This window comes from Oceanimonas pelagia (assembly GCF_030849025.1).
In the GTDB taxonomy this organism is placed as follows: domain Bacteria; phylum Pseudomonadota; class Gammaproteobacteria; order Enterobacterales; family Aeromonadaceae; genus Oceanimonas; species Oceanimonas pelagia.
In genome coordinates this window covers 1,315,301-1,331,381 of the sequence record NZ_CP118224.1, presented here as the reverse complement: position 1 = coordinate 1,331,381, position 16,081 = coordinate 1,315,301, and the positions used below count along the sequence as shown (strand labels likewise).

The window sequence follows — 16,081 nt, the reverse complement described above, 5'->3', positions numbered from 1 at the left end:
GCCGGGGTCCGGCCCAAGCGGGTTGCGCCCGGGAGTGACCCGGGCAACAATATGACCCTTGTCCTTCAATCAAAACATGATGTCATGCAACTCAACTATCGCCGTCAGGGCCAGGGCGTGCCGGTCATGCTGGTGCACGGCCTGTTTGGCAGCCTGGATAACCTCAATGGCCTGAACCGCGCCCTCGCCGAACACTTTGATGTCATCACCGTGGATCTGCGCAACCACGGCCAGTCTCCCCGCAGCCAGCAAATGACCTACGCCGCCATGGCCGAAGACATTCTCGAGCTGAGTGAACGGCTGCAACTGGACAGACCCGTCCTGGTCGGCCATTCCATGGGTGGCAAGGCGGTGATGATGGCCGCCGGCCTGGCCCCCGAACGGGTGCGTGCCCTGGTGGTGGCCGACATGGCGCCGGTGGCCTACCGCGAGGCCCGCCACCAAAACGTGTTCGCCGGGCTGCAGGCGGTGATCGACGCCGGCTGCCATCACCGCCAGGACGCCGACGCCGTGCTCGCCGAACATGTTGCCATCGCCGGCGTGCGCCAGTTTCTGCTCAAGTCCTTTGTGCCCGGCGAGGCCAACTGGCGCTTTAATGTGCCGGCCCTGCGCGCTGCCTACGACCACATCATGGGCTGGCCCGGCCTGCCCGCACCCTTTGAAGGTCCGGTGCTGTTTATCAAGGGCAGCGAGTCCGATTATCTGCTGCCCGCGCATCAGCCCGAAGTGCTGACCCAGTTTCCTCACGCCCGCGCCCGCGTCATACAGGGTGCCGGGCACTGGCTGCACGCGGAAAAACCGCAGGCATTCAACCGCCTGGTGGAGGATTTCCTGCGCTCAGTCAGTTAACAGGCTTTGGCGCTTTATGCTATAGTGGCGCCCATTCTTAACGGTCGGTCAACATAATGTCATTGGATCAAATCGAGCTGCTGGAAAGCCTGGGGCTGAAGCTGTTTTTCGTGGCCATTTTTCTGCTGATCGGGCTGGCCATTCAGGATGTGCTCAAGCGCGGTAACGTGCCCAAATTTGGTCGCTTTGTGGTGTGGCTGGTGCTGTTTCTCGGCTGTGCCGGCTTTATCGCCAAGGGCATTATCGAGGCGGCCTGGGAAAGCGGTGGTCTGGGCTGATCCATGGCCAAGCAAGAAGCAGACAGAACCACGCTGGACCTGTTCGCCGACGACCGTCGGCCCGGCAGACCCAAAACCAATCCCCTGCCCCGGCAGGTTCAGCTCAAGCTCAACAAGCGCAATCAGCTCAAGCGGGACCGCGAACGCGGTCTTCGGCGCATTGAGCTGAAGGTAGATGAACAACTGTTCAGCAAACTCAATGTTCTGGCCAATGAACGCCGGCTCAGCCGAGCCGAGCTGATCCATGCCCTGCTGTTGCAGCAACTGGCGACGCAGGGTAAGGACTAGGGCCAGGTTTCGATAACACCATTCTCAACAGGTACGGCATAATTATGGCAAGTGTAGGTCTGTTTTTTGGAAGTGATACCGGCAATACCGAAGCCGTGGCCAAGATGATCCAGAAAGAGCTGGGCAAGCATCTGGTCGAGGTTCATGATATTGCCAAAAGCACCAAGGAAGACATCGCCGGTTTCGATCTGCTGCTGCTGGGCATTCCCACCTGGTATTACGGTGAATCCCAGGCCGACTGGGACGATTTCTTTCCCGAGCTGGAGCAAATCGATTTCAACGACAAGCTGGTTGCCATTTTTGGCTGCGGCGACCAGGAAGACTATGCCGAGTACTTCCTCGACGCCATGGGCACCCTGAAAGACATCATCGAGCCCAGGGGCGCCATTATCATCGGTCACTGGCCCACCGAGGGTTACGATTTTGAAGCGTCCCGCGCCCTGGTGGACGATGCCCACTTTGTGGGACTGGGCATCGACGAGGATCGCCAGCCCGAGCTGACCCAGGACAGGGTGAAAGCCTGGTGCAAGCAGATTTATGAAGAAATGTGTCTGAAAGAGCTGGAAGCATAACGCGACAAACCGGGTCTTTAGGGGATGCGCCGGGCGCATCCCTTTTTTGTACAGCAAGGGTATGATCCCGGCTTCAACCGAAGTGAGAGAACCAAGCAATGAAACTGTTAAGCGCCATACTGCTGAGCCTGCTGCTGCCGGTGTCCCTGGCCGAAGCCTCGGTGCGCCCCCTGCCCCTGCCCGAGGACCGGGGCCAGCCGGTAGGACAAATTCTTGTGCACACCGCCCAGGATGGCGACACCCTGGCCGGCCTGGCCCGTTATTACGGCGTCAGCCCCATTCTGATCATGGCCGCCAATCCGGAGCGGGATCTGCTGCTGCTGCGTCCGGGAGACCGGGTGGTGATCCCGAACCAGATGCTGCTGCCCCGGGCCGAAACCCAAGGCATTGTCATCAACCTGGCGGAGCTGCGACTGTATTACTACCCGGAAAGTGGCGATGAAGTTTATGTTTTTCCCATCGGCATCGGCCGGGTAGGCCGGGCCACGCCCGAAATGGTGACCTCCATTTCCCAGATGCGGAAAAACCCCACCTGGACCCCCACCGCCAACACTCGGCGGGAATATGCCGCCAAGGGCATCCCCCTGCCGGCGGTAGTGCCGGCCGGCCCCGACAACCCCCTGGGTAAGTACGCCATGCGCCTGGCCTACGGCAGTGGTGAATACCTGATCCACGGCACCAATGATCCGCTGGACGTGGGCCTGCGCTCCAGCGCCGGCTGCATTCGCATGTATCCGGAGCACGTGGAGTGGCTGTTCGCCCAGGTCGACAAGGGCACGCGAGTGCAGATCGTCAACCAGTCGCTGAAGGTCAGCACGGACGCCTATGGCCAGACCTTTGTGGAGTCTCACGAGCCGCTGACCGCGGAAGGCCAGGTGGATACCCGCCCCATCGACATGAGCCAGCTGGAGCCGCTGCTGCAGAACGGCCTCGACAGAAGCACCCTGGAGCGCATCATCAGCCAGCAACAGGCAACGCCGCAACTGGTGGGCCAGACCTACTACTGAGAGCATGGGGGCGAGCCTGCGGGCCGCCCTCCATTTTTTAAACGTCGTTTTAGATATAAAAAAAGGCCTGACTTTCGTCAGGCCTTTTAATTTTGGAAGAGAGGCGATTACTTGGTGTAACGGCCCATCTGGTCCAGGCGAGAGTTGGCGCGGTCGGCAGAAGCGCGAGCTTCGGCAACGTCGGCAGCCAGACGGTCGATCTTGGCAGCGTTGGATTGCTGACCTTGCTGAACGGCCTGAACGTCCTGAGCCAGGCTGTCCAGTTTCTCTTCCAGAGCGGTAGTGGAGCTACAACCGGCCAGCATCAGGGCACCAACAACACCACCAACCATCATCATTTTATTACGCATTACCTGCTCCTTGTTTTAAATGGGAGTCAAAAAGACCACATTGGCGAGCTAAGTATGAACGAAGTTCCCTACTCACCGCAAATTATTTTATAGACCATGACATTAGGAATTTTTGCTTAACGCCATGATTTAGCGTCTGTTTGCTGCTTTTTTACCCAGCCTGGGTTTTTACTTCATATAGGGGCAGCACAGCACGCTTTTCATTCACCATCATAATATCAAACGCAAAAAATTACTCATCGCCCACCGGCGCGTAGCGTCGGATTTCGTCGAGTCCATCATGCTTCAAACAAATCCTCTGCTTGTTTCGTGGTTACCGTCCCTTCCAACGGTAATGGCCATGACGCCCTTTTGGGCTCAAAGTGAATTCGGGTTGCCTTTAGCGGCAGGAAGACGCAAAATTGACATCAATACCCAAATGAAATGCGAATCGTTGATTTTATGGCCGATAACAACCAAGCACTGAAAAAAGCAGGACTCAAGGTCACACTTCCCCGGGTCAAGATCCTGGAGCTGTTGCAGCAACCCGAAACCCAGCATGTCAGTGCCGAAGAGCTGTACAAGCTGCTGATTGATCAGGGCGAGGAGATCGGCCTGGCCACCGTGTACCGGGTACTGAACCAGTTTGACGATGCCGGCATCGTGACCCGCCACCATTTTGAAGGCGGCAAGTCGGTGTTTGAACTGGCCACCCAGGAGCACCACGACCACCTGGTGTGCCTCGACTGCGGCAAGGTGATCGAGTTCCACGACGAGGTCATCGAGCAGCGTCAGCGGGATATCGCCTCCCAGTTCAATATCAAGCTGACCAACCACAGCCTGTATCTGTACGGTCACTGCACCAACGACGAGTGCAGCCATAACGACGAATAAACCGTTGTCCACCCAATAAAAAAGCCGCAGACATCTGCGGCTTTTTTGGTTTCAGCAACCCGGGCGCCAAGCCCGGGCTGTGAGGCTCAGGCCTCTTCCTTGCCCCAGGAATCGCGCAGGGCCACGGTGAGGTTGAACACCAGGCCGTCTGACTCGCTGTCGCGGCAGAAGTAGCCTTCCCGCTCGAACTGATAGGCGCGCTCCGCCTGCGCCGCCGCCAGCGAGGGCTCCACCACAGCCTGACTCAGCACCTGCAGTGAGGCCGGGTTCAGCGCCGCCTCAAAGGACTCGGCCGCTCCCGGGTTGGGCACGCTGAACAGACGATCGTACAGGCGCACTTCGGCCGGCACACCGTGGCTGGCAGACACCCAGTGGATCACTCCCTTGACCTTGCGGCCGTCGGCCGGATCCTTGCCCAGGGTGTCGGGGTCGTAGCTGCAGTAAATGGTGCTGATGTTACCGGCCTCATCTTTCTCCACCCGTTCGGCCTTGATCACATAGGCATTACGCAGACGCACTTCCTTGCCCAGCACCAGACGCTTGTATTTCTTGTTGGCTTCCTCGCGGAAATCTTCCTGATCGATAAGGATCTCACGGGTAAAGGGCAGCTCACGTTCGCCCATCTCGGGCTTGTTCGGATGATTCGGCGCCTTGAGTATTTCCTCGTGTCCTTCGGGCAGGTTTTCAATCACCAGCCGCACCGGCCGCAGCACCGCCATGGCACGGGGCGCGTTTTCGTTGAGATCATCCCGAATACAGGCTTCCAGCATGCCCATTTCCACCGTGTTGTCCTGCTTGGTTACGCCGATGCGACGGCAGAACTCGCGAATGGCCGCCGGCGTGTAACCGCGACGGCGCAGGCCGGAAATGGTGGGCATGCGCGGATCGTTCCAGCCTTCCACATGGCCGTCCACCACCAGCTGGTTGAGCTTGCGCTTGGACATGACGGTGTATTCCAGGTTGAGCCGGGAAAACTCGTACTGGCGCGGATGACAGTCGATACTGATGTTGTCGAGCACCCAGTCGTAGAGCCGGCGGTTATCCTGGAACTCCAGGGTGCACAGGGAGTGGGTAATGCCTTCCAGCGCATCGGAAATGCAGTGGGTGAAGTCGTACATGGGATAGATGCACCACTGGTCACCGGTCTGGTGATGATGGGCAAAACGCACCCGGTAGATCACCGGATCCCGCATCACCATAAAGGACGAGGCCATGTCGATTTTGGCGCGCAGGCAGGCGGTGCCTTCGGCAAACTCACCGTTGCGCATACGGGTGAACAGGGCGAGGTTTTCTTCCACCGGCCGGTCGCGGTAAGGGCTGTTGCGCCCCGGGCTGGTCAGGGTGCCACGGTATTCGCGGATCTGCTCGGGCGTCAGCTCGTCCACATAGGCCAGCCCCTTTTCAATCAGCTCAACGGCGTAACCATACAGCTTCTCGAAATAGTCGGAGGAGTAATGAATGTCACCGCTCCATTGAAAGCCCAGCCATTGTACGTCACGCTTGATGGACTCGACGTATTCCACGCTTTCCTTTTCAGGGTTGGTGTCGTCAAAGCGCAGGTTGCATTTTCCCTGGTAATCTTCGGCGATGCCGAAATTCAGGCAGATGGACTTGGCGTGGCCGATATGCAGGTAGCCGTTCGGCTCCGGAGGAAAGCGGGTCTGCACCGACTGATGCTTGCCGCTGGCCAGATCTTCATCAATGATCTGACGAATGAAATTGCTGGGACTGTGGTCCGCCTGACTCATTCAATGCACCTCAAAACTGGAATATGGTGTGATGGGATCAAACAACCATGATCCATGATTCCGGCACGAGGCTCAATAGGCCGGCCCCGATATTGCCCCCAAAAGCAAAAAAGCCGCCCGCAGGCGGCTGATTATTATTCTGCTATGGGCAGGGTCTGCTGCACATACCGGCCCGGGGCCGGCATCAGCCCCGGACACTCGGCGTTACCAATGGCCCGGGCGGCGACCTGCTTGCCCAGGTGAGGGGCAACCCACTGTTGCCAGTGGGGCCACCAGGAGCCGCTTTCGCGCCTGGCCGAAGCCAGCCACTGCTCTGGCGACTCAAAACCTGCATCGCTCAGCCAGTAGCCGTACTTGTTTTTGGTGGGCGGATTGACCACCCCGGCCACATGGCCCGATTCGCCCAGCACCAGGGTGGTGTCGCCACCCAGCAGCTTTGAGCCCTTGAAGGTGGCATCCCACAGGGCGATGTGATCGTCCCTGGTCGACAGAAAATAGCTCGGCGTCTGTACCCTGGACAGATCCACCCCGAAGTTGCCCACCTTGACCTCGCCCTTGCTGAGCTTGTTGTCGAGGTAGAGATCCCGCAACAGGAAGCTGGCGCAGGTGGCGCTCAGGTTGGTGCTGTCGCTGTTCCAGTACAGAATGTCGAAGTCCGCCGGCTCTTCACCCTTCAGGTAATTGTCGATGTAGTAGTTCCAGTACAGGCTGTTTTCCCGCAACAGGCTGAAGGTCACCGCCATCTGGCGGCCATCGAAATAGCCCTGGGCGTCGTTCATCTGCTCCATGGCGCTGACCACGGGCTCGTTGATAAAGACCCCCACCTCTCCCGGCTGAGTGAAATCGAGCAGGGTGGTGAGGAAGGTGGCGCTTTTCACGCGCGGCTTCATGCGCCGGGCGGCGTACAGCGCCATGGTGCTGGCCAGCAGGGTGCCACCGATGCAGTAGCCGATGGCGTTGACTTCCTTTTCGCCGGTAATGCGCTCAATGACCCGAATGGCCTCCATGGTGCCGGCGTTAATCAGATCCTGAAAGCCGATGCTGGCCTGCTCTCTGCCCGGATTACGCCAGGACATCAGGAACACGGTGTGGCCCTGATCCCGAAGCCAGCGCACCAGGGAATTCTGCTCGCGCAGATCCAGAATATAGAACTTGTTGATAAAGGGCGGGATCACCAGCAGCGGCGTCTGATGCACCTGCTCGGTGCTGGCGCCGTACTGAATGAGCTCAAACACATCGTTGCGAAACACCACCTCACCCGGGGTAGTGGCCAGATCCTTGCCCAGCTCAAAGGCGGACTGGCGGGTCATGCGGATTTTCAGCAGATTGGCACTGTTGGCCAGGTCCTCCTGAAACAGGCGGATGCCCTTGACCAGGTTGGCGCCCTTCTCTTCCAGGGTGCGATGCAGCAACTCGGGATTGCTCCAGATGAAATTGCTGGGCGACAGGGCATTGATGGTCTGACGGAAAAAGAAGATCAGCCGCTGGCGCACCGGATCCGGCAGGCCTTCCACCACTTCCAGGGTCTGCATCAGGGAACTGGCGAAGTGCAGGTAGGACTGGCGCAGAAAATCAAAGTTGGGATCCTCCTTCCAGCTTTGGTGCTGAAAGCGACGGTCACCGGGCGGATCGGCAATCACGCTCTCGGCGCTGCGGTCCAGCGCCCGCACCATGCTGTTCTGGCAAATGGCCAGCTGGCCCTGCCACCACTGCATCTGCATATCGAGCAGGCGCACCGGATTGCTGGCCACCACTTCATAAAAGGTGTTCAGATCCTCGGCATTGACCCGGGAAAGGGCCTGCGTCACCGGGTTGTCACCCAGACTGGCCTTTTGCAGATCGGACCAGACGGTCTCGTTCCACTGAAAAAACTGGCGAATGGGGTCGCCGCCCTCAAACATGTTCTGCTGCATTGTCTCCCTCCCTGCGTAAAAAGGTAACCGCCGTACGCCGGCACAGGTTGCCCGGCAAACAGGAAGGGGCCCTGCGGCCCCTTCCCTTCAAGCAAGCACTGGAAAGGCCGTGCGGACTCAGCCCTTGCTGGCGTCGGCCGCCAGGCTGTCCAGGCCGGCCTTGAACTCCTGGGCCAGCTCGGCCAGCTTCTTGCCGTCTTCAATCATCTGCTGACTTATGCGGGTCATGGTTTCCAGTTGCTTGGCCCCGCTGGTCACCAGGCCCTGCACGTCGCGGATCTGGCTGTTGGCCTGCAACTGGGCCAGGCCAATGTCGGCATACTGGCGGGCGGCTTCCAGCTGCAGGTTGGTCAGGGCAGTAAAGTTTTTGGCAACCAGCTGGTTGTACTGATACAGGGGACCAAAGGCTTTTTCGGTCTGGTCGTTGAAGGTCTTGAAAATATCCGTGTACATGATGACGTCCTTTAAATGGCTATTTACCCGAAGGCGGTGCCAAAGCACCGCCCAACAATTTACACGCGCTTGAGAATCACCGCGGTACCCATACCGCCGCCCACGCACAGTGACGCCAGGCCAAGACGGGTGTTGCTGCGCTGCAGCTCATACAGCAGGGTAACCATGATGCGGTTGCCCGAGGCACCCAGGGGGTGACCCAGGGCAATGGCGCCGCCGTTTTTGTTGGTTTTTTCCAACAGGACCGGCTCGGCAATGTCGTGCTGCTTCGACAGCTGGCGCACCACGCCCAGGGCCTGGCCGGCAAAGGCTTCGTTCAGTTCAAAACGCTCAATGTCGGCCAGTTTCAGGCCGGCCTTGTCCAGCGCCTGAGCAATGGCGGGCACCGGACCCAGCCCCATGATTTCCGGATCGATACCGCCCTGACCGTAGCTGACCACCTCGGCCAGCGGCGTCAGGCCCAGACGCTCAACGGCAGACTTGCTGGCCACGATAATGGCGCTGCCGCCGTCGTTGATGCCGGAGGCATTGCCGGCAGTCACCGAGCCGCCGTCACGCTTGAATGCCGGCCGCAGCTTGGCCAGACCGTCGGTGGTGGTGCCGGCCTTGGGGTATTCGTCGGTATCAAAGGTGATTACTTCCTTGCGGGTCTGTACTTCCACCGGCACGATTTCGTCCTTGAAGAAGCCCGCTTCGATGGCGGCCACCGCCTTCGACTGGCTGGCCACCGCCAGGGCGTCCTGCTCTTCGCGGCTGATGTTTTCCTGAGCCACCACGTTTTCGGCGGTCACCCCCATGTGGTACTGGTTGAACACATCGGTCAGGCCGTCGCTGATCAGCAGATCGGAGAGGGTCATGTCGCCCATTTTCTGGCCGTTGCGCAGATCGCCCTTCACCACATGAGGAATTTGCGACATGTTTTCGCAACCGGCGGCCACCACCACCTCGGCGTCACCGGCCCTGATATGGGCACAGGCGTCCATCAGGGTTTTCATGCCGCTGCCGCACACCATGTTGAGGGTGTAGGCGGGAATGCCCGCGGGAATGCCGGCGGCCAGGGCGGCCTGACGGCCGATGCCCATGCCCTGGCCGGCGCTGACCACGTTACCGACGATCACTTCATTCACGTCGCTGCCGGACAGTTTGGCCTGCTCCAGCGCCCCCTTGATGGCAACGGCGGCCAGCTCGGCGGGAGAAACGGTTTTCAGCGCACCGAGAAAGGCGCCAATGGGAGTGCGTTTTGCCGCAACAATGTATACAGGTTCAGACATAATGATTTTTCGCTCCGTAAAATAAAAGTCGCAGGGCTTATTGCATGTAAAGGCCGCCGTTGACCGACAGGGTTTCGCCGGTCACGTAGCCGCCGTACTCACCGGCCAGATACAATACGGCACCAGCCACTTCTTCGGTGGTGGCCAGGCGCTTGAGGGGAATGGTGGCCTTGATGGAATCAAGCACGTCTTCACGAATGGCGGTCACCATGGGAGTGGCGGTATACCCCGGCGCCACGGCGTTGACGGTGACGCCAAAACGGGCCCCTTCGGCCGCCAATGCCTTGGTAAAGCCAATCATGCCGGCCTTGGCGGCGGAATAGTTGGCCTGGCCAAACTGGCCCTTGAGACCATTTACGGAGGAAATATTAATAATGCGACCGCTGCCCAGCTCGCACATTTTGTTAAAAATCGGTTGGGTAACGCTGAACAGGCTGTTCAGGTTGGTGTCCATGACTTCTTTCCACTGCTCCCAGGTCATTCTTTTGAAAGTCGCGTCCCGGGTGATGCCGGCATTGTTCACCAGCACATCGATGCGGCCCAGCTCCCGCAGGGTATCCGCAAGCACTTCACCAATCGCTTCATGATCAGACACATCCAGTGCCAGCAGCTGTACGTCCTTGCCGGCCAGGCCTTCTTCCTGCAGCCAGTTGGCGGCCTGCTGCTCTTTACCGGGACGGTGCGTGGCCAGCACCTTGTAGCCGTTGTTTGCAAACAGACGACAAACTTCCGTACCAATTCCACCTGCCGCGCCGGTTACCAAAGCGATTTTCTTGTCGGTCATGAACACTGTACTCCATGTATATACAATAAAAAGAAAGCCAAACTTATTTTTGTGTACACCGCCAACAATCATTGTTGACAATAACAACAACACAATTCGATTTCTATATACCGCATCTGAACCAACTCCCTGCCCAGACCCAAACACTATAACCTTATATTTATGACAAATGCATTAAAATAATTCCTTCCAATAAAAAGACCTCTCCCGCCTCGTTCTTTAATTAAATAACTCCTGTAGAAAAACAACAAGACGGCTCAACGCCCGAGCAAAAGACATGAAAAATTCCTTTTTAACAGCATGTTATCTCCTGTTTTGTCGTGGCTTTTCTCATTGTGTATTGAAAAGGTGCGATGTCGCAGCTTTTATTTGGCGGTTTCGTTTATTAAAAAGTTTTTTAATGATTCAACCGGCCCTGTTTTATTAACAGGCTTTTTACAAACGACCGGTGTAATTCCCTGCTACGGCGTCAATTCCTGACCTGCTTGTCGAAAATATTTTTCATCGTGATGACCGCCACGCTCCGGCAACAATGACAACAGCCGTCAGCCGGCCCACAGGAACAGGCGTAAAAACAGGCTCTCGTCGCGAAGGCCGTTACCTCCTCCATTGTCGTTTGCCTTCTATATAGAGTGAGCAACACACACCTGAATAGCGCTCGTCCTCGCACAGCCCACGAGGCCGAACTCTCGACCATGGTCGGATTTTACTCACCCTGCACGCATTTTCGCCCCCAGCGCACACTATTGCAGCAAACAGACTGATTTTACAGGGAAAGCCATTTTCAGTGTTGACAGCCCCAGGGTCAGCCTTTAACATGCGCCACGCATTCAAGCGATGCCTCTTCCCCCTTAGTTCAGTCGGTAGAACGGCGGACTGTTAATCCGTATGTCGCTGGTTCAAGTCCAGCAGGGGGAGCCAGTTTAAAAAAGTTGTTCCCCCTTAGTTCAGTCGGTAGAACGGCGGACTGTTAATCCGTATGTCGCTGGTTCAAGTCCAGCAGGGGGAGCCAGTTTGAAAAGTTGTTCCCCCTTAGTTCAGTCGGTAGAACGGCGGACTGTTAATCCGTATGTCGCTGGTTCAAGTCCAGCAGGGGGAGCCAGTTTGAAAAGTTGTTCCCCCTTAGTTCAGTCGGTAGAACGGCGGACTGTTAATCCGTATGTCGCTGGTTCAAGTCCAGCAGGGGGAGCCACACACCGAAAAGCCGGCCCAGTGCCGGCTTTTTTGTTGCCATCGGCCTGCAACGGGTCGCATTCCCTGCCGCTGTGCCCTTGTCATTCCCCACGGCTTGACTCATCATGAGCACCAAGTGAGTAACGCCGTTGCCCTGCTTCTGTTTAGTGCGACTCATGCACCATGTTCCCGACAGACAACGGCATGCTTCTTTCTGCGACTTGTCCCGTTATTACAAGGATGCCGATTATGCGGGAATCCCGTTCTTTCAGTCAGTCCCTGCTGCTGGTGGCCGTTTTGCTTGTTGTGCTGAGCCTGTTGCTGCCCTGGTGGTCCACCCTGCGCTCGCTCGGCCACTGGCAGCAGTTGCTGCAACCACAACTGCCGGCCCTGTCCGCCGAAGAAAACAGCCCGCAGCAGGTGCCCGGCCTGGCCGGGCTGAGCCGGACCGGCTCACTGGCGCACAGCCCCGACGCCTGGTGGTTCGGAGAGCTGGGCCAGGTGCAGCAACTGAACAACGAGGCGCTGTTTTACCGCCTCGATACGCAGGCTGCCACCCGTCAGTGGCTGAGCGTGTCCGTTCCGCTGGTACTGGCCAGCCTGCTGCTCTGTGGCGGCCTCTATGGCCGCTACCGGCGCACCATGCATTCACGCCAGGCCTACCTTCACAGCCTGTTGCAAACACCGGAGCAGACCCGCGCCGAGCCCAACGATCCCCTGGCCCAGGAGATTGTGGAACTGCACCAGCGTTACCGCCAGCAACTGGACGAGATACAGCGCGAGCTGGAAGAGGCGCAACAGCAAAGCAACCGGGACAGCCTCACCACCCTGGGCAACCGCTATGCCTTTCGGCGGGATCTGACCCAGTTGCTGACCAACGAAAACCGCCTGGCCACCGCCACCCTGATGCTGGTACGCGCCAGCGCCCTGCAGGACATTAACAGCCGTCATGGCTTTCAGGCCGGCGATCAGTATCTGCAGGATATTTCCCGGCTGGTGCGCAAGGTTATTCAGTCCCGCCTCGGCGCCCATGCCTACCGCATCAGCGGCAGCGACCTTGCCGTGCTGGCCCCCGGGCAGTGCGAGCCGCTGGCCAAGGCCCTGGGCACCGAGTTGCAGCAGGAGCTGTATCACTATCAGGACGTGCACGAGCTGGACTGTGCCGCCTATATCGGCTTTACCCAGCTGCTGCCGGGTCAGTCGCCGGAAAGCATTCTGATCCGCGCCGACTCCGCCCTGGCCCAGGCCCAGAGTGGCGAGCCCAATGGCTGGCGAATCGTGCTGAAAAACAGCGACGACGAAGATCTGGGTGAAAGCCAGTGGCGCCAGCGGCTGCAGAGCATGCTCGACGGCGACCGTATTCGCCTGATGGTGCAGCCGGCCCGGTTGCTCAAACCGTCCCTGCCCGGCTATAACGAGATTTTTACCCACTTCCCCAACGACAGCGGCGGTGTCTACCCCGCGTCCACCGTGTTTGCCATGCTGCAGCGCCTGGGCATGTCGATGCTGTTTGAGCAGAAGATCATTGAGATGATCCTGCGCAAGGTCGCCGCCAACGAGCTGCCGGCTCAGCGCTGGGCCATCAACCTGACCCCCGCCAGCCTGCAGCAGAGCTCCTTTATGATCTGGCTGGAGCGGGTGCTGATGCGCAACCCCAATGTCACCGCCGGCCTGGTCTTTGAGCTGGATGAACATGTACTGGAACACCAGCTGACCAGCGGCAAACGGCTGCTGGAGATGATCCGCCGCAGTGGCGCCCGCTCGGCCATCAGCAAGTTTGGCCACGGCTACGGCTCGTTCCGGCTGCTGAAGGATCTCAAGCCCGATTACGTCAAGCTGGATCCCGAGCTGGTACGCCACCTGCAGGACGACAGCGCCAACCAGCAGTTTGTGCGCATGATCATCGATCTGGCCCAGCGGCTGGGCTGCCACGTGGTCGCGGAAGGGGTGGAAACGGAAGATCAGAAACGGCTGCTGGAGACCATGTACATCGACGGTGTCCAGGGCTATCTGATCAGCAAGCCCGTGCCACTGACCGACTTCAAGGGGCTGACGCTGACCGCGGTTTAGGCCGACTTCAGCTTGATTAAATAGTTGATGAGCTCACCCAGGTGGCGATAGCGGGTGAGCTCTTCCGGGCTGTAGCGGGTAGACATGGTGGACGGGTTTTTACGGTGCTTGAGATAACGCATGATCTGCAACCGGTTAAAGCCCCCCACCTTGTAAACGAGCTGCAGCAGGGTCTGCACCTGCTGCTCGTCCAGGCCACACAGGCCGGCGTAATCTTCGTTCAGCGGGCTGTAGATGTCCACGTCCACTTCCGTAAGCCGCCCCTGCTCCTGCAGGTATTCCAGCCACTGCTCCACGTCCATGGGCTTGGCGCCGGCAAGCAGCGTGAAGTGGCCTCGGCCGCTGCGACAGCCCGACAGCAGAGCCACTGCCAGGGCATCGCTGTTGGCACTGAACGCAACGTCGCCCTGTTCGCTCCAGTCGAGCGCCTGAATGCGGATTTGTGCCTGGCCGCCTTCACCATCCCTGACCTTGAAAATAAACACGCCGTCTCCGCCGGTTGCCATAAAGCAACAATCTTGGCGTAATAGCCGGTGTGAGTCAAAGCCGGACTTCACAGCCTGCCCCCTTGGGTGTAAGGTGCGCCGCTCAAACTTGTTTATTCGCAGTAGCAGGAGTTGTCATGATGCCCAATAAGGAAGTCACCTATACCATATCCGAGCTGGCCGACGAGTTTGACATTACGCCCCGCACCCTGCGCCATTACGAGGAGCTGGGCCTGCTGACCCCCAAGCGCAGGGGCAACAGCCGCATCTACAGCCACAAGGACCGTATTCGCCTCACCCTGACCCTGCGGGGCAAGCGCCTGGGCTTCAGCCTGGCGGAAATGCGCGAGCTGTTTGAGCTCTACGATGCCGAGCACAATACCCGGCCCCAGCTGCACTCCATGATCGCCATGATCGCGGAAAAGCGCATTGTGCTGCAGCAGCAACAGGACGACATTGAAAAGGTGCTGGCCGAGCTGGACGCCGCCGACATCAAGGCCCGGGACGCCCTGGAGAAAATGAAACATCACTGAGGCGGCTCACATGCCATGTGAGACCTGCAGGAAAAAACGCCCCGCAATGGCGGGGCGTTTGCTTTATTCGTGATGGCTGACGCTGGCCAGTTTGTCGAAGTAGTCCGGAAAGGTCTTGGAAGTGCAACCCGGATCCAGGATCACCACAGGGGTGTCGCTGAGGGCCACCAGCGAGAAGCACATGGCAATGCGGTGATCGTTGTAGGTGGCGATGTCCGCCTCCTGCAGCGTCGCTGCGGGATTGACCACCAGGTAGTCTTCCCCTTCTTCCACCTCAACCCCCAGCTTTTTCAGCTCGGTGGCCATGGCGTAAAGCCGGTCGGTTTCCTTCACCCGCCAGTTGTAAATATTACTGATACGGGTGGTGCCCTCGGCAAACAGCGCCGCCGTGGCAATGGTCATGGCCGCATCGGGAATGTGGTTCATGTCCATGTCCACCGCCTTCAGCGGGCCCACATGCTCGGCCTCGATAAAATCGTCGCCCCAGGTGATCTTCGCCCCCATGGCTTCCAGCACATCGGCAAAGCGAATATCGCCCTGAATGCTGTTGCGGCCAATACCGGTGACCCGCACCCGGCCCTTGATGGCACCGGCGGCGAGAAAATAAGAGGCAGACGACGCATCCCCTTCCACCAGGAAGGTACCCGGCGACACATAGGTCTGGTTGCCGGTAATGTAGAAGGTCCGGTAGTGATCGTGCTCCACCACCACCCCGAACTGTTTCATGATGTGCAGAGTAATGTCGATGTAGGGCTTGGACACCAGCTCGCCCTTGATATGAATACGGGTGTCGCCGGACGCCATGGGGGCCGCCATCAGAAAGGCGGTGAGGAACTGGCTGGAGACCGAGCCGTCGATATGCACATCGCCGCCCCACAGGCCCTTGCCATTGATGAACACCGGCGGGTAACCGTCGGTCTTGAGGTAGCTGATGTCGGCGCCGGCTTCGCGCAGGGCATCCACCAGGTGGCCGATGGGACGCTCCCACATGCGCGGCTCGCCGGTCAGGGTAAATTCGCCGGTGCCCAGGCACAGGGCGGCACACAGAGGCCGCATGGCAGTACCGGCATTGCCCAGAAACAGCGACAGCGGCTCGGCGGCGCTGAACGCCCGGCCCAGCCCGTGCACCACGCATTCGGTCTTGTCGGCCGACAGCTCATACTGTACCCCCAGCTGTTTAAGCGCATCCAGCATGTGACGAATGTCGTCGCTGTCGAGCAGGTTGGTCAGGCGGGTGGTGCCCTGGGCCAGGGCGGCCAGCAGCAGCGCCCGGTTCGACACCGACTTGGATCCGGGCAGGTTGACCGTGCCCTCCACCCGGGCAATGGGGAATAGTTTGAGGCTTTCCATAATCTTCCTGGAGATGGGAATAAAACGTTCGAAGCTACCCTGACGTTATCAGGGCTCGCGAATCAGGGCAAGCCACTTGCCCCG

At 58.9% G+C, this 16,081-nt stretch carries 16 protein-coding genes and 4 tRNA genes; 12 read left to right on the top strand and 8 right to left on the bottom strand.

Annotated elements, in window-relative coordinates:
* Positions 1–84 precede the first annotated feature (84 nt).
* From PU634_RS06280 to PU634_RS06260, 5 genes are all read left to right on the top strand, one after another.
* Complete coding sequence (locus PU634_RS06280; protein ID WP_306763207.1) at positions 85–849, top strand: alpha/beta fold hydrolase; 765 nt, start codon at positions 85–87, stop codon at positions 847–849.
* Between the two features lie 56 nt (positions 850–905).
* Complete coding sequence (locus PU634_RS06275; protein WP_014292715.1) at positions 906–1,127, top strand: DUF2788 domain-containing protein; 222 nt, start codon at positions 906–908, stop codon at positions 1,125–1,127.
* A 3-nt stretch (positions 1,128–1,130) separates the two neighbouring features.
* A complete protein-coding gene (gene ybfE / locus PU634_RS06270) occupies positions 1,131–1,415 on the top strand; it encodes a LexA regulated protein (RefSeq protein WP_306763206.1) in 285 nt (94 codons plus the stop codon).
* Positions 1,416–1,459: 44 nt separating this feature from the next.
* The gene (fldA, locus tag PU634_RS06265) at positions 1,460–1,987 is read left to right on the top strand and encodes a flavodoxin FldA (RefSeq protein ID WP_306763205.1); all 528 of its coding nucleotides are present in this window, start codon (positions 1,460–1,462) and stop codon (positions 1,985–1,987) included.
* A gap of 98 nt (positions 1,988–2,085) precedes the next feature.
* The gene (locus PU634_RS06260) at positions 2,086–2,994 is read left to right on the top strand and encodes a L,D-transpeptidase family protein (RefSeq protein ID WP_306763204.1); all 909 of its coding nucleotides are present in this window, start codon (positions 2,086–2,088) and stop codon (positions 2,992–2,994) included.
* A 107-nt stretch (positions 2,995–3,101) separates the two neighbouring features.
* Here PU634_RS06260 and PU634_RS06255 read toward each other — a convergent pair whose 3' ends face one another.
* Positions 3,102–3,344, bottom strand: a complete 243-nt coding sequence (locus PU634_RS06255) for an LPP leucine zipper domain-containing protein (protein ID WP_306763203.1) — start codon at positions 3,342–3,344, stop codon at positions 3,102–3,104.
* Between the two features lie 441 nt (positions 3,345–3,785).
* On the opposite strand from PU634_RS06255, the gene fur reads away from it, so the two are divergent.
* On the top strand, positions 3,786–4,217 hold the full coding sequence (gene fur, locus PU634_RS06250) for a ferric iron uptake transcriptional regulator (RefSeq protein ID WP_306763202.1): 432 nt from the start codon (positions 3,786–3,788) through the stop codon (positions 4,215–4,217).
* An 86-nt stretch (positions 4,218–4,303) separates the two neighbouring features.
* Here fur and glnS read toward each other — a convergent pair whose 3' ends face one another.
* From glnS to phbB, 5 genes are all read right to left on the bottom strand, one after another.
* Positions 4,304–5,965: a glutamine--tRNA ligase gene (glnS, locus tag PU634_RS06245; RefSeq protein WP_306763201.1), complete on the bottom strand. Its 1,662-nt coding sequence runs from the start codon at positions 5,963–5,965 to the stop codon at positions 4,304–4,306.
* Between the two features lie 134 nt (positions 5,966–6,099).
* Positions 6,100–7,878, bottom strand: coding sequence for a class I poly(R)-hydroxyalkanoic acid synthase (gene phaC / locus PU634_RS06240; RefSeq protein WP_306763200.1), 1,779 nt, complete (start codon positions 7,876–7,878; stop codon positions 6,100–6,102).
* A 117-nt stretch (positions 7,879–7,995) separates the two neighbouring features.
* Positions 7,996–8,331, bottom strand: a complete 336-nt coding sequence (locus PU634_RS06235; RefSeq protein ID WP_306763199.1) for a phasin family protein — start codon at positions 8,329–8,331, stop codon at positions 7,996–7,998.
* A 59-nt stretch (positions 8,332–8,390) separates the two neighbouring features.
* Positions 8,391–9,602 (bottom strand): acetyl-CoA C-acetyltransferase, encoded by a 1,212-nt coding sequence (locus PU634_RS06230; protein ID WP_306763198.1) that lies wholly within the window; start codon positions 9,600–9,602, stop codon positions 8,391–8,393.
* A 37-nt stretch (positions 9,603–9,639) separates the two neighbouring features.
* Complete coding sequence (gene phbB / locus PU634_RS06225; protein WP_306763197.1) at positions 9,640–10,386, bottom strand: acetoacetyl-CoA reductase; 747 nt, start codon at positions 10,384–10,386, stop codon at positions 9,640–9,642.
* 845 nt (positions 10,387–11,231) lie between these two features.
* Here phbB and PU634_RS06220 point away from each other — a divergent pair.
* The 5 genes from PU634_RS06220 to PU634_RS06200 all read left to right on the top strand — a co-directional run bounded on the left by PU634_RS06220 (position 11,232) and on the right by PU634_RS06200 (position 13,629).
* Positions 11,232–11,307, top strand: a tRNA-Asn gene (locus PU634_RS06220).
* Between the two features lie 15 nt (positions 11,308–11,322).
* Positions 11,323–11,398: transfer RNA gene (locus PU634_RS06215), tRNA-Asn, on the top strand.
* A gap of 14 nt (positions 11,399–11,412) precedes the next feature.
* Positions 11,413–11,488: transfer RNA gene (locus PU634_RS06210), tRNA-Asn, on the top strand.
* A gap of 14 nt (positions 11,489–11,502) precedes the next feature.
* Positions 11,503–11,578: transfer RNA gene (locus tag PU634_RS06205), tRNA-Asn, on the top strand.
* A gap of 230 nt (positions 11,579–11,808) precedes the next feature.
* Positions 11,809–13,629: an EAL domain-containing protein gene (locus tag PU634_RS06200; protein WP_306763196.1), complete on the top strand. Its 1,821-nt coding sequence runs from the start codon at positions 11,809–11,811 to the stop codon at positions 13,627–13,629.
* Here the strand turns inward: PU634_RS06200 and PU634_RS06195 are convergent.
* The gene (locus PU634_RS06195) at positions 13,626–14,135 is read right to left on the bottom strand and encodes a hypothetical protein (protein ID WP_371319625.1); all 510 of its coding nucleotides are present in this window, start codon (positions 14,133–14,135) and stop codon (positions 13,626–13,628) included. The genes PU634_RS06200 and PU634_RS06195 overlap by 4 nt on opposite strands.
* A 116-nt stretch (positions 14,136–14,251) precedes the next feature.
* Here PU634_RS06195 and PU634_RS06190 point away from each other — a divergent pair, with 116 nt between their 5' ends.
* The gene (locus tag PU634_RS06190; RefSeq protein WP_306763195.1) at positions 14,252–14,647 is read left to right on the top strand and encodes a MerR family transcriptional regulator; all 396 of its coding nucleotides are present in this window, start codon (positions 14,252–14,254) and stop codon (positions 14,645–14,647) included.
* A 63-nt stretch (positions 14,648–14,710) separates the two neighbouring features.
* On the opposite strand, the gene aroA is transcribed toward PU634_RS06190, so the two are convergent.
* Positions 14,711–15,997, bottom strand: a complete 1,287-nt coding sequence (gene aroA, locus PU634_RS06185) for a 3-phosphoshikimate 1-carboxyvinyltransferase (RefSeq protein ID WP_306763194.1) — start codon at positions 15,995–15,997, stop codon at positions 14,711–14,713.
* Positions 15,998–16,081: the final 84 nt, after the last annotated feature.